Source organism: Sulfitobacter sp. KMM 9851 (assembly GCF_057178245.1).
On record NZ_CM169991.1, the window covers coordinates 2,505,821 to 2,518,388 of the forward strand.

Annotated in this window: 10 protein-coding genes and 1 pseudogene; 4 read left to right on the forward strand and 7 right to left on the reverse strand. The window is 56.5% G+C overall.

Annotation, left to right across the window (positions count from 1 at the left end; all coding sequences use genetic code 11):
• Positions 1 to 25 precede the first annotated feature (25 nt).
• The 6 genes from urtE to AC1965_RS12425 form a co-directional block, all read right to left on the reverse strand.
• The gene (urtE, locus tag AC1965_RS12400) at positions 26 to 727 is read right to left on the reverse strand and encodes an urea ABC transporter ATP-binding subunit UrtE (RefSeq protein WP_483884179.1); all 702 of its coding nucleotides are present in this window, start codon (positions 725 to 727) and stop codon (positions 26 to 28) included.
• Between the two features lie 3 nt (positions 728 to 730).
• Positions 731 to 1,459 carry an ATP-binding cassette domain-containing protein gene (locus AC1965_RS12405; RefSeq protein ID WP_483884180.1) on the reverse strand — a complete coding sequence of 243 codons (729 nt, stop codon included), beginning with the start codon at positions 1,457 to 1,459 and terminating at the stop codon, positions 731 to 733.
• A gap of 2 nt (positions 1,460 to 1,461) precedes the next feature.
• Positions 1,462 to 2,559, reverse strand: a complete 1,098-nt coding sequence (urtC, locus tag AC1965_RS12410) for an urea ABC transporter permease subunit UrtC (RefSeq protein WP_483884181.1) — start codon at positions 2,557 to 2,559, stop codon at positions 1,462 to 1,464.
• Positions 2,560 to 2,570: 11 nt separating this feature from the next.
• Positions 2,571 to 3,440, reverse strand: a complete 870-nt coding sequence (gene urtB / locus AC1965_RS12415; protein WP_483884182.1) for an urea ABC transporter permease subunit UrtB — start codon at positions 3,438 to 3,440, stop codon at positions 2,571 to 2,573.
• Positions 3,441 to 3,527: 87 nt separating this feature from the next.
• Entirely contained in the window at positions 3,528 to 4,772 is a 1,245-nt protein-coding gene (locus AC1965_RS12420) for a transporter substrate-binding domain-containing protein (protein ID WP_483884183.1), read from the reverse strand.
• 971 nt (positions 4,773 to 5,743) lie between these two features.
• A complete protein-coding gene (locus AC1965_RS12425) occupies positions 5,744 to 6,655 on the reverse strand; it encodes an AraC family transcriptional regulator (protein ID WP_483884184.1) in 912 nt (303 codons plus the stop codon).
• Positions 6,656 to 6,840: 185 nt separating this feature from the next.
• Here AC1965_RS12425 and AC1965_RS12430 point away from each other — a divergent pair, with 185 nt between their 5' ends.
• The 3 genes from AC1965_RS12430 to AC1965_RS12440 all read left to right on the forward strand — a co-directional run bounded on the left by AC1965_RS12430 (position 6,841) and on the right by AC1965_RS12440 (position 10,549).
• A complete protein-coding gene (locus tag AC1965_RS12430) occupies positions 6,841 to 8,451 on the forward strand; it encodes a UGSC family (seleno)protein (RefSeq protein WP_483884185.1) in 1,611 nt (536 codons plus the stop codon).
• A gap of 81 nt (positions 8,452 to 8,532) precedes the next feature.
• A complete protein-coding gene (locus AC1965_RS12435) occupies positions 8,533 to 10,095 on the forward strand; it encodes a class I adenylate-forming enzyme family protein (RefSeq protein ID WP_483884186.1) in 1,563 nt (520 codons plus the stop codon).
• 34 nt (positions 10,096 to 10,129) lie between these two features.
• On the forward strand, positions 10,130 to 10,549 hold the full coding sequence (locus AC1965_RS12440) for a gamma-glutamyltransferase (protein WP_483884187.1): 420 nt from the start codon (positions 10,130 to 10,132) through the stop codon (positions 10,547 to 10,549).
• 76 nt (positions 10,550 to 10,625) lie between these two features.
• Here AC1965_RS12440 and AC1965_RS12445 read toward each other — a convergent pair.
• A pseudogene (locus AC1965_RS12445) lies at positions 10,626 to 11,543 on the reverse strand (IS5 family transposase); the annotation flags it as partial.
• A 46-nt stretch (positions 11,544 to 11,589) separates the two neighbouring features.
• Here AC1965_RS12445 and AC1965_RS12450 point away from each other — a divergent pair.
• Entirely contained in the window at positions 11,590 to 12,312 is a 723-nt protein-coding gene (locus AC1965_RS12450; RefSeq protein WP_483884188.1) for an ImmA/IrrE family metallo-endopeptidase, read from the forward strand.
• Positions 12,313 to 12,568 lie beyond the last annotated feature (256 nt).

The window sequence follows — 12,568 nt, forward strand, 5'->3', positions numbered from 1 at the left end:
TGATTGTGGTAATGAACCTGCGTTTTCAGAATGTCAGGTGTTCCTCCACGACGGAGTCTGTTAGCTCGGAAGAGGTGCCGCTGAGAACGACACGCCCCTTGTCGAGCACGAGAAAGCGATCCGATGCAGCGCGCGCGAACGGCACGTTTTGCTCGACCAGAATAATCCCCAGTCCCCGGTCGCGGTTAAGCTGGATGATCGCATCCTCGATCTGTTTGACGATGTTGGGCTGAATGCCTTCGGTCGGCTCATCCAGCATCAGGATCTTGGGGTCCATCGCCAGAGCGCGGGCAATCGCCAATTGCTGCTGTTGCCCCCCCGACAGATCGCCACCCTTGCGCGAAATGAAATCCCTAAGCATCGGGAACATGTCGAAGAGGTATTCAGGAATGTCGCGTTTGCCGTCAGCGCGCGCGAAGGTGCCCATCAGGATATTCTCGCGCACCGTGAAGCGCGGGATGATTTCACGCCCCTGCGGGATATAGCCGATGCCCTGAATAGCCCGTTGCGGCGTGCTACACTTCAAAAGGTCGGTGCCGCCAAACTGCAAACCGCCTTGGCAATTGTCGGTAAGGCCCATGATGCTCTTGAGCAGGGTCGTTTTGCCAACACCGTTCCTGCCCAACACCGACAGAAACTCACCCGGTCTCAGATCAAAGGTCACACCCTGCAGGATCGGGCTTTTACCGTAGTAGGAATACAGGTTGTTAGCGCTCAGATGTTCCATGTTTCAGTGCCCCAGATACGCGGTCTTGACCGCTTCATTCGCCTCGATCTCTTCGATCGAGCCTTCGGCCAGCTTGGTGCCCTGATTCATCACGATGATCCTGTCGGCGACGGTGCGCACGAAAGACATGTCGTGCTCGACGACGATCAGAGTGTGGTTCGAGCTGAGCGAGCGGAAGATCTTGGCGGTGCGGTCCGTCTCTTGGATCGTCATGCCAGCTGTCGGCTCGTCCATCAGGATCAAGCGGCTGTCCTGTGCGATCAGCATGGCGATCTCCAGCCATTGCGTCTCGCCGTGCGACAGGTAGCCGGCGGGCTCCTCCGACTTGTCCGCCAACCCGACCAGATCAAGGATATCCCGCACCTTGGCGTTGCGGCGGACCGACGGATTGGTCAGCGCGTGCCAGATGCCAGGTCTCAACGATCGGGCAACAGACAGGTTTTCGGCGACTGTGAGTTCCTTGTAGACGGAAGGCACCTGGAACTTTCGACCAACGCCGAGGCGCGCGCGCTCAAATTCCAAGAGCGTCGAAATCTCGGTGTCATCTAATCGGATCGAGCCGCCTGTGGACTGCGTCTTGCCGCATATCAGGTCCAGTGTGGTCGACTTGCCTGCACCGTTGGGTCCCAGCAAACACAGGATCTCACCCTTCTCGACATCAAAACTCATGCCATCAACCGCCCTCAGGCCGCCGAACGTCACTTGCAAATCTCTGACTTCAAGCTGCGCCATGATCAGCCCTCCTGCTTTGAATTGAGGGAAGCATCGGCTTGCGGCATCTCGCGGCTGGGTGCGTTGCGACGCAGGGCACGGGCCGTGTCAACGATGACACCGTAGATTCCGCGCGGCATAAACATGACCACCAGCAGAAACATGACGCCCAGCATCATGTGCCAGCCTTCGACAAACACGTCCGACAAGCGGCCCTCGGCCAAGTTCACCAGGATCGCCCCGACTGCCGCCGCCAACACGGATTCGCGCCCACCGACCGCGCACCAGATGACGATGGCCAGACTGAACGAAACGCTCATGTAAGTGGGCGATGCAAACTGCAGCACCAGCGCGTAGATCATCCCTGCCAAGCCGGCGAGAGCCGCCGATATGCAAAAAATGACCGTCTGATAATTGGCGACATTGTAGCCGAAATACCGGGTCCGCTCCGGATCTTCGCGGATTGCGCGCAGGATCAAGCCAAACTTGGAATGTGTCAGGTAGAGCCCAAAAGTCAGCGCGCCCATCAAACAGCCAGCGACAAGATAATAGAAGGAAACGCTATAGATATCGACAGCCCAGCCGAACAAAACCAGCGGTGCCAGCCCGGTCAGACCATTCTGCCCACCAGTGATGCCCTGCTGCTCGATCACCAGAAGTTGGAACGCCACGAGGAATGCAAGCGTGATCACGGCAACAAATACCCCCGCAATCCGTGCGCGAAACATGAAGATCGCGATCAGTCCACCCACAGCCGCCGGCACAAGAAGCCCGGCCAACAGGGTAAATGTAAGCGAGTGAAAGGGCACCCATAGTAGCGGCAACGCCTCTACGTTGTTCCACCCCATGAAATCCGGCAGGCTCTGGCCGCTGGCCTTCAACTTAAGGTGCATCGCCATGGCGTAAGAGCCCATGCCGAATGTCGCGGCCTGCCCGAGATTGAGCAATCCGGCCGTGCCCCACGACAGCGCCAGTGCCATCGAGACGATGGCTAGGCTGAGGTAGCGTGAAAAGGTGTTCAACTCGAACGCATCGTAGCCGAAGAAGGCGGGCACTGCGAATAGGATCACCGCAGCAAAAACGGCCAGCCCCATAATATCATATGATAATCTTGTGTTCATCAACTCGCTCCTCAGCGGCGGGTGTCAGAGGGAAAAAGACCGCGTGGGCGGAAGCGGATCAAGACAATGATCCCCGCCAGAACGGCGATCCGCCCCAACGTGTCGTTGATCACGATCGAGAAAAGCGCGGTCACTTCGCCAATCAGCAGCGCAGCAGCAGCCGTGCCGACCAAACTGCCGAGACCGCCGACGATCACCACGAGAAACGCATCTACAACTAGGCCCGTGCCCATGGTGGGAATAGTGCTGAACAATGGCGTTATAAGCGCGCCCGCGATACCCGCTAGACCCGCGCCATAGGCGAACGTGACCGAGTAGACCTTCTTGGCCTCGATTCCGTAGCACTCGGAAATTCGGCGGTTTTGGATGATGGCACGCAGTTTCATGCCAAATTCGGTTCGGGTCATCAGCAGCAATGTGCCCGCCAGAATGAACAGCGAAAATGCAATAACGAAGAGACGATAATTGGACATCACAAGCGCGCCAATTTCGACATTGCCCGACAACCACTCAGGGCCGCGCACGAATTTCGACTCGGGGCCGACGCCCAGCCGGATCGCCTGCTGCAAGATGATCCCGATCCCCCACGTCGCAAGTATTGTATCCAGCGGGCGTGTGTATAGTCGCTGCACGATGACCTTTTCGATCACCCAGCCCGCCGCAGCCACGGCAAGGAAAACCAGCGGCAGAGCAGTGATCACGCCCAATCCCGCATGGGTTTGCAATGCCCAAGTGGCATAGGCGCCCAACATGACGAATTCGCCATGCGCCAAGTTGATCACGCCCATAGTGCCGTAAATGATTGCAAGGCCCAGAGCGATGATGAGCAAGATAGAGGCGATGCTCAGACCGGCAAAAACTTGGTTGAAAACTACATCCATTAGGACAGCCCTCTCCGTTAGTCCGGCTCAAGATGTGAGCCGGACTGTGTTGGGTGTTGAGGTTTCAGGTGATGTAAAAGGCCAGGGTCAGGCTTTGACCAGACCCTCGCCGGTGCATTCCTGCCCCGGATAGGCCGCAAAGGGCTTTGGTGCTATGCGCTCATCTGATTGCAGGATGACCTTGGCCTGCCCGTCCGACTGCCACTGGCCAACCTTTGGCCACAAATGGGAGTGCAGATTATCGTCGATCAGGATCTCACCCTGCGGCGCCATTATAGTCATACCCACCGCTGCATCGCGGATCGCACTGGGTGTAATGTTGGCCGGGTCAAGTTTCTCGAGCGCGGCCTTGAACTGATAGACTTGGAAGTAAGCCGCCTCACTGACAAAGTGCGTGACCTCATCCGCGCCGAACCGTGCCTTGTAGTTTTCGACAAACTTTTCATTCGCGGCCGATTCATGGCCCATGAAATACGGCGCAGAAGAGAAGTGGCCTGCCGCCGCCTCGCCGCCTATGGCCTTCACCTCGACCTCGGACCGGGTCAAGCTACAAACCGGCATCTTTTCTGGATCAAGTTCAGCCGCGTGATACTGACGTGCAAAGGCCACGTCCGAGTCGCCAACGAGGGTCGTGAATATCACGTCCGGTTCTTCGGCACGAATACGGTTGATTGCCGAGCTGAAATCGGAATGACCCATCGGCACGTATTCTTCGTGTACGACCTCGCCACCGAGTTCATTCAAAAGGATTCGACAATAGTTGTTTTCCTCTTTGGGATAAACATAGTTATTGCCTATCATATAGAATTTTTTACCAAAATTCTCTACCAGCCATGGAAGAAGGATGTCTTGCTGCTGATTGGGCACCGCACCGCCATACATAATGTTGCGGGAACACTCGCGGCCTTCATAGAGGGTCGGATACCAATACAGGTTGTTGCGCTGCTCGGCGATGGGCAGAACTGCCTGGCGGCTGGACGAGGTGTAGGAGCCAAAGACGCTTACACATTGATCACGGATCATCAAACGGCGTGCACGATCGGCATAGGTCGCTGGATCCGAGGCAGGATCTTCGATGATCGGGCGCAACTGCTTGCCATGTACGCCCCCCGCGGCATTGATCTCTTCGATCGCCATCAGCGCGGCGTCATGCAGCGTGTGCTCCACAACGGCCACAGCGCCCGTTAGCGAGAACAGCAGCCCGACCGGAATGTCGTCACTTGCTGCATATGCGCGGCTCGCGCTGCCAAGCAATGCTGGCATCGACAGCCCACCTGCGAACCCCATGGTTCCGGCAGCCCCCGCACGTCCAAGAAAATCCCGTCTTTTCATTGTTTCACTCCCCATTTATCTCACGACCGCGTCATGGTTAAACGCAAAAAAATAGCCCTCGACCGCAGTTGATGCTGCGATTGAGAGCTACATTGCTCGTGAATTTATGTATGAACTCGCATTTGAGCTCGACCCAATACTTCACAGAAAAGCGATTCTACGCAAGATAATTATTCACTCCGGCCAATCAATGGGAGATTCCAGTCGTCTTTGGGAAACCGGATCTGGCTCTGATGAACAAGAAACACAGGGGTTTGTCTTGTGAATTTGCAGTGATATGTGAACGCCGTAAGCTTGAGCTTCTCCCCATCCTCTGGACATGATCATGCGTCGATCAAGCTACTGCTTTGCACCTTCTGATTCGGCTTCATTGTTCAATTCCCTGCCGAGAGACCATAGCTGGCGGCTCGCCCCAAAGGCGAAGTGTGGCCGTTGGGGACGAATTCGAACCAGTCCACAATAAGACCGTGAGAGTGCCAGTTAAGCCGAGCCGAGAACATGTGTCTTGTTGTGCGCTATGCGAGACCTGTGGCGATGCAATACGGCGCCTGATTTCGAGATCATCTGAATGTTGGCTCTCAACTGGGCAACGTTGCGTCCTTGCAACTGCAGCGAAGGTCCGCAATCCGCCCTTCGTGTCCGATGACGCGAACGGCCCAGAGCCGACCTTGGGCGTAGTCCCCGAATGCTGCCGTCGCAGCCCGCATTGCTGCCATTCGCTGCGAAAACAATACCAGAATGTGCCCGAACTTACACTTCGCGAACCACGGTGGAGTATGCTGCGCTTACCCCATTGGATGCGCATCGCACATGTATCTGTTGCAAGGAACAGGAAAGACTGTAAGTTGCCTCTGTTTGATGTCTTGGGTTTGTCTGACTTCCCTGCGCCCTTTTCTATTGGAAGCTCCATGCGACTTAATGCCATTCTATATCACATCAGAGTGTGATGAATGCTTTTGAGTTTTTTTCGACTAAACACCCAACAGCGCAAGATGTGTGCGTCTGTAATGCCCGGGTGTCAGCCCTGTTAGCCTTTTGAAGGCGCGAGACAAATGAGCTTGGTCAGCGAAACCGGTTGCGTAGGTGACATCCGCAATTGGACGACCGCGGGACAGCAGGTCTTGGGCCTTGCGTAGGCGATACTGCAAATGCCAAGCGTGTGGTGGCAAACCTTCCAGCCGGGTGAAGCTTCGTACAAGACGAAACTGATCTATGCCTGCGACCTCTTCAAGATCAGCAAGGCTAACATTTTGATCGGTCCGGGACGCCAAAAATTCCTTGCAGGTTTGGATTGCACGGGCCTCGGTTCCTGTCTTGATTTGTGGCAGGGGCTCACTGGTATGTGCAGCCATGAACCGGCTCAGCACCGTCATGATTGCCTCTTCCTGCGCCAGTAAATCGGCCTCACCAAACAAATGGAACAGCGTCGCAAGCTTAGCGATTAGATCAGCATCTTCGATGACTGTGGCACATAAGAATTGTGCGCTTTTCGCGCCGGAGAACCTCTGAACCATCGCGGTTGGAATGGTGATTGTCCGGTAACACCAGCCATTATCATCCTGCGGCTCGCCGGCATGCACTTCGTTGGGAGGCATTGCGATCAGCACGCCGCGCCCGCCCAGATGGGTCTCTCCTCGGTACCGGATGCCCTGAGTGCCGTCATCCACCAGTGATAGCATCAACCCATCATGGCTATGGCGTGGAAACCGATGGTTGCGGAACCGTCCGCACACGATTTCCGTGCCGCCTAGCTCGTTCAACCGCAGGCCTTTGGGTATGTCATTACTCATGTCCATCGAACTTATTGATAGCTCAAGCAGCAACAAATCAAGTGTTTTCAACGGGGACAGAAAGTAAATTTGAGCGGAGGCAATAAATGCCAAGAACGTTCAAGAAATGCGCCTGGAACCCCGCCATCCTTCGTCTCAACATGCATTTATGGAGCAGGATGATGAATAAATCTTTACCACCGGGAGCAAACGAATACGAAACCCTTTGGCCCGGCGGGTCTATCGCTGTCCCCATTTTTGAACCCGCTCCCCGCCCCGCCAAATTAGACGGTCTAACGGTGGCTTTCGTTTGGGATTACGTGTTCCGCGGCGACGATATCTTTCCAATCCTCCAAGAGGCATTGGCGAAAGCGTACCCAACCATGACGTTCGTGAACTACGATACGTTTGGCAACACCTTTGGCGGAGACGAACATGGCGTCCGCGACCGTCTGCCAGAGCTGTTGGCAGCCAATGATGTTGATGTGGTCATTTCCGGTGTCGGGTGCTGCGGGGCATGTACGCCTGCGGTTATGCGGGCCAGTGCTGCGATTGAGCGGGCTGGCGTGCCGACTGCGTCGCTGGTTTGTCAGGGATTTGTGGCACAGGCCCATGCGATCTCACCAGGTCAGGGCTGTGCGGCGTTGCCAGTGGCCACTTTGCGCGGCCATGTCGACAGCCAGTCAGACGAAGAATTACGCGCTGCGGTGCTGGAACACACATTGCCGATGGTGATCAAGTGCCTGACCGAGGCACCCATTGCGCAAGGTGCCGGGGCGGATAGTTTTGCACCAGAGGATATCGTCGCAAGTGGGCCGTTTGAGGAGATCAACCGCATCTACGACGACAAGGGCTGGTCCGATGGCCTGCCGATCGTCCCGCCAACGCTCCAAGCCGTTAAGGCTTTCTTGAAGCACACACCCGACGCGCCTGATCGGCAGATTGGTGTTATACAGCCGTCGGGCTCTGCCATGACAATCTGGAATGTTGCCGTGAACGGCGTCATGGCGGGGTGCCGCGCGCAAGATATGCCCATTCTGGTGGCAATTGCCGAGGTACTCTGCGCCCCTGAATATGGTGTTGAGCATAGTGGGGATACCACTGGTGGCGATGCGCTGATTATTCTCAATGGTCCGATCCTTGAGCAGTTGGGATATAACTGTGAAAACGGCGCGATGCGGGACGGTGCCCGCGCCAACAATACGGTGGGGCGTTTCCTGCGGCTTATCTTGCGCAACGTCGGGGGGCTGCGCCCGGGAGCCGGAGACAAATGCACCTTTGGCCATCCTACGCGTATCGCCCTGGCAGAACATGAAGCCGAGGTTGCCAAGCTGGGCTGGCCTAGTTTTGCAGAGCAGCGTGGCTTTGCACCTGGCAGCAACCTTGTCACCATTGGCCGTTTTACCGGCGATACAGTTGTCGGGTCGGTCTATGGCCGCGATCCTGATGCGATCGCACAATACCTGGCCGATGGTTTGATCCGTCAGTCCGGGTGGGAGCTGATCTTTACTGTTGGCCTGGCCCCCGGCACGCACCGGCCTTTGGTGGTGATCAGTCCGATGATCGCCAAGACCCTCGCCAAGGCAGGTGTTGATCGCTCTGGGTTGCAGGAACTGCTTTTCAAACACGCCCGAATGCCCGCCTGGAAAATGGAGAGTTTTGTGGGAGCCTTCACAAACCTTGTGCCCGGCAGAAGAACGCTGAACCAGCTTCATGCCGAAGGCTTGGCCTCGGATCAATTCGCGCTGTCAGACGATCCAAACAGGCTGGTGCCAATTGTGGAACGGCCCGAGGACATCCTGTTGGTGGTGTCCGGCGATCCTTATCGCTCTAACGCGATTATCCTTGGCAGCAACGGCATCCACGGGTTTCCGACCAGCCGTGAAGTTCGTCGTCTCGACAGTGCGTAGCTGCCTGTCAGGCATGGGTAACACTGTGCCTGACAAAGGCCACCACGGCCACGAGAGATCTTAATAAAAGTGGCCAGACAAATGGCTGCACCACGTAACAGGGAGTTCGATATGCTCGATCATTTAGGACAAATTCCAGCCGATGCCGCGCGGCGCTATGGCGACATGACCGCGCTGGTCTTCGAAGACAAATCATTCAGCTTTAATACTCTGAACGCTCTGATCGAGGCGGCTGCGGGAGGGCTGAGCAATCTGGGCATAGCGCAGGGCGACACCGTCACGCTTTACGCCGCCAACTCATGGGAATGGGTCGTCAGCTACTATGCGATTGCGCGACTGGGTGCGGTCATCAACCCCGTCAACACAATGCTGACCCCGGCTGAGATTGAATATGTGGTGACAGATAGCGGTGCCAAGGCAATCATCGCATCCGCCGAAAAGATTGATGCCATAATGGGAGTGAAAGAGGTATCAGAGGTAGCCGCCATTATCTCGTTCGGAGACTACCCTGTAGAAGGAACCGTTTCGTTTAACGAACTGTTGGCCTCTGACGAAGTGGCCCCTCCGTTGAAAGATGTAGACCCAGGCGCACTGGCATCCATCGCCTATACATCTGGTACAACGGGCCACCCAAAAGGCGCGATGCAGTCGCACCGGGCCGTGATCATCAACAGCGCAATGACCAGCCAGATGCACATGCGTGGCCCTGATGATAAGGTCGTCAGCGCGCTGCCCTGTCCGCATGTCTATGCTAATGTGCTGATGAACGGGATGATGATGTGCGGCACAAAATTGATCCTGCACGCTAAGTTCGATGCAAGTGCAGTGCTGGCGGATATCGCGCATCGCAAAGCAACCGTGTTCGACGGCGTCCCGGCCATGTACATGTATTTGCTGAACTGCCCGGAATTGGCGGGTGCCGATCTTTCCAGCCTGACCAGATGCTATGTTGGCGGTCAGACAATGCCGATCGCGACGATGGAGGCGGTTGAAGCCGCATTCAACGTTCCCCTGATCGAACTGTGGGGAATGACAGAAATTGCCGGACTGGGCGCGACCCATCCGCGATTGGGTCAGAACAAACACGGATCTATCGGCTGTGCTCTTCCATATTGCGAGTTGCGGATCGCAGACGCCGAAGATCCGGCTAAAACGATGCCGACCGGTGAAGTCGGTGAATTGATGGTCCGCGGTCCGACGGTAATGATGGGGTACTACGGCGACCCGGACAAAACGCGAGAAGCGCTTGAGCCGGATGGTTGGCTGCACACGGGCGACCTTGGCGCAATGAATGCAGAAGGCTGCTTCAATATTGTAGATCGCAAAAAAGATATGATCCTGACTGGAGGGTACAATGTTTATCCCGCTGAGATTGAGCGGGTTCTCGCGACCCATCCCGCCGTCGCATTAGCCGCCGTCGGCAAGCAATTTGATGTTTTGAAGGGCGAAATCGCCAAGGCCTACGTGGTCTTGAAAGATGGCGCAACAAGCACCGAAGATGACATAATCGCCTTCTGCCGGGCATCCCTTGCCGCGTACAAAAGCCCTCGCAAGGTTCAGTTTGTGCAAGACTTGCCCAAAACAAGTACTGGCAAGATCATGCGCCGAGAACTTCATACGTTGGATGATGTTGGGGTAACTTAAGATTGAGACGCCCCGCGGAGCGGATGTCGTTACCATGCACCGCGACCACGGCGATCATGTCCCGGAAGGACTGCTGCGCACCGTCGTCCCCGCCGCCCCGGCAAGCTGGATCAAAGCCTTGGCAGACCATGCCGCGCTCAGCTTCGCCGATGCGTCGGCAGAGGCACCGCACGCGTCGCGGAAAGGGTTTAAGGTCTACCCCCTCTTCGCAGATTTCGTCGCCTCACGTGTCGAGAAATACGCCCGCTTCCCCTCCACCCCAGCGATTTTCCTAACCGGCGGCCAGCCTCCGCAGGTGGGAGAAACATTTCGACAGAGCGACCTTGCGGCGACCCTTCAGACCGTGATTGATGCTGAGGCAGATGCGCAGGCGACGACCGGCTGGACGGGCTCGCCGCTGCACGAGCCGCTTTGTCTGACGTCAGCGCTTATGGGTCCAAATAGCGTTATTTGATAAGAGAGTGTTGTTGGCACATGGCTCTGTTGCACAAAGCCTCTGATGTCCGAGGTTCCCCTTTCCCCGGACGGATTCATCCCACGGCTTCTGTGACAGGTATGCCAAGCGCGGTGTAGCCGTTCATGACGGCGATGCGGATCTGGACCTCCTCGACCTGTCGATCAAAGTCCCGCGCCATGAGGCGCTGCCCCAGCAGTTTCATACAGTGCATCTTCGTTTCGGCACGGCTTCGTCGGTGGTATCCGCTCCAGTTTCGCCAGATCGCACGGCCGAGATATTTCACCGCCCGCAGGGCCTCGTTTCTGGCGACTGCACCAGCGGTGACGGTCTTCCACGGCTTCGCGTTCTTGCGGGGCGGTATGACGGCCTGGGCGCCACGGTCAGCGATCGCATCATGGCACTTGCGGGTATCATAGGCGCCGTCAGCAGTGACGCTGCCGATCTCCTCGCCTGCCGGGATCTGGCTGAGCAGGTCGGGCAGGACCGGTGCATCGCCGATATGGCTCCCCGTGATCTCGACGGCTCGAACCTCCAGTGTTTGCTCGTCGATTCCGAGGTGGATCTTGCGCCATACGCGCCGTTTGGGGCCGCCGTGCTTGCGCGCGTGCCACTCGCCTTCGCCCTCAACCTTGATGCCGGTGCTGTCGATCAGCAGGTGCAGCGGCCCTTTGGAGCCACGATACGGGATGTTGACGGCGAGAGTCTTCTGGCGGCGGCTCAGCGTGCTGAAGTCGGGCACCGACCAGTCAAGGCCGATCAGGCGCAACAGGCTTTCGACGAACCCGGTCGTCTGCCTGAGTGCCATGCCGAACAGCACCTTCATTGTCAGGCAAGTCTGAATGGCAGTATCGCTGTAAGTCTGCTGGCGACCACGCTTGCCTACCGGCGCGACCTCCCAGCTCATCTCGGGATCGAACCAGATAGTCAGCGAGCCCCGGCGCTTGAGCGCTTCATTGTAGGCTGGCCAGTTCCTGGTCTTGTAAGTCGGGGGGGGTGTGTCTGCTCATGCAACCCAGCTACCACGCTGGATTCACGAGATGAATCCCTCACAGGATTTGTGCAACAGAGCCCTTCTGACCGATAAAGTGCGCAGCCAGGGAGTCATTCTGGCGAACACCTCAAAAGGTAAAAGGCGGGCGCGATTTACTATCGCCCATGAGCTTGGTCACTTTTTGATGGAGAAGCACCAGTTATCAGAAATTGGCGGCTTTCGATGTATGACAGGAGACCTGCGCGAGAGCAGAGAAGGACGGCAGCACCTAAGCCAAGAGACGCAGGCAAACCAGTTTGCCATTGCGCTTCTTGCGCCGACTTATCGCGTTGTACCGTTACTCAAAAAAGATCCGGACCTGCGCGACGCACAACGCATGCGCGACGATCTCGACATCAGTCTCGAAGCTTGTATTCGATTGATGATCAACAGCCGAGACGAGCCACTGGCGGCGGTCTGGTCTCACAACGGCCGTGTCCGCTACGTCGTAAGATCAAAAGAATTCCCGTTCATCTCACTCAATAGAGGAAGTGCCCTGCCCCGGTCATCGGCAGCGGTTCGAGCAATTTCCAACGGCACGTTGGGAATGACAGAGCTCTGCGAAACACACTCATCCGCGTGGACTTCCAAGCCAGAGTTGGAACTCTACGAACAGACCCGTTTGGGGAATAATGGGCATGCCGTAACGATGCTATGGGCAGATTTACCGGATGATGACGATGTTGACGATGGGAGCCCAGACGAGCTTGGAATGCCCGGATTCAGGTAGCAATTCCGTCGCTCGAAACTGGCTCCCTGTTTTTCCTAGCTTCTTCCCTGTTTTCGCCAGCTGCGTCCCTGTTCAGCGCGGTATAGTTCCCTGTTTCAAAATTAACAGGGAAATAGTTCGTAATGCTCTGTAATCATGTTGGGAATCGCGACATAGATCGCCAAATTTGGCTGTAGTCCGGCCAAAATAACCAAATTTCCCTGTTAATTCCCTGTAAAATAGGAAATTTAGTCTGAGATCGGTTCGACAAAGACTG

Excerpts from the sequence above, each read along its gene's own strand:
- urtE (WP_483884179.1), bottom strand. The coding sequence starts at position 727 with ATGGAACATCTGAGCGCTAACAACCTGTATTCCTACTACGGTAAAAGC.
- AC1965_RS12405 (WP_483884180.1), bottom strand. The coding sequence starts at position 1,459 with ATGGCGCAGCTTGAAGTCAGAGATTTGCAAGTGACGTTCGGCGGCCTG.
- urtC (WP_483884181.1), bottom strand. The coding sequence starts at position 2,559 with ATGAACACAAGATTATCATATGATATTATGGGGCTGGCCGTTTTTGCT.
- urtB (WP_483884182.1), bottom strand. The coding sequence starts at position 3,440 with ATGGATGTAGTTTTCAACCAAGTTTTTGCCGGTCTGAGCATCGCCTCT.
- AC1965_RS12420 (WP_483884183.1), bottom strand. The coding sequence starts at position 4,772 with ATGAAAAGACGGGATTTTCTTGGACGTGCGGGGGCTGCCGGAACCATG.
- AC1965_RS12435 (WP_483884186.1), top strand. The coding sequence starts at position 8,533 with ATGGCTGCACCACGTAACAGGGAGTTCGATATGCTCGATCATTTAGGA.
- AC1965_RS12440 (WP_483884187.1), top strand. The coding sequence starts at position 10,130 with ATGCACCGCGACCACGGCGATCATGTCCCGGAAGGACTGCTGCGCACC.
- AC1965_RS12450 (WP_483884188.1), top strand. The coding sequence starts at position 11,590 with ATGAATCCCTCACAGGATTTGTGCAACAGAGCCCTTCTGACCGATAAA.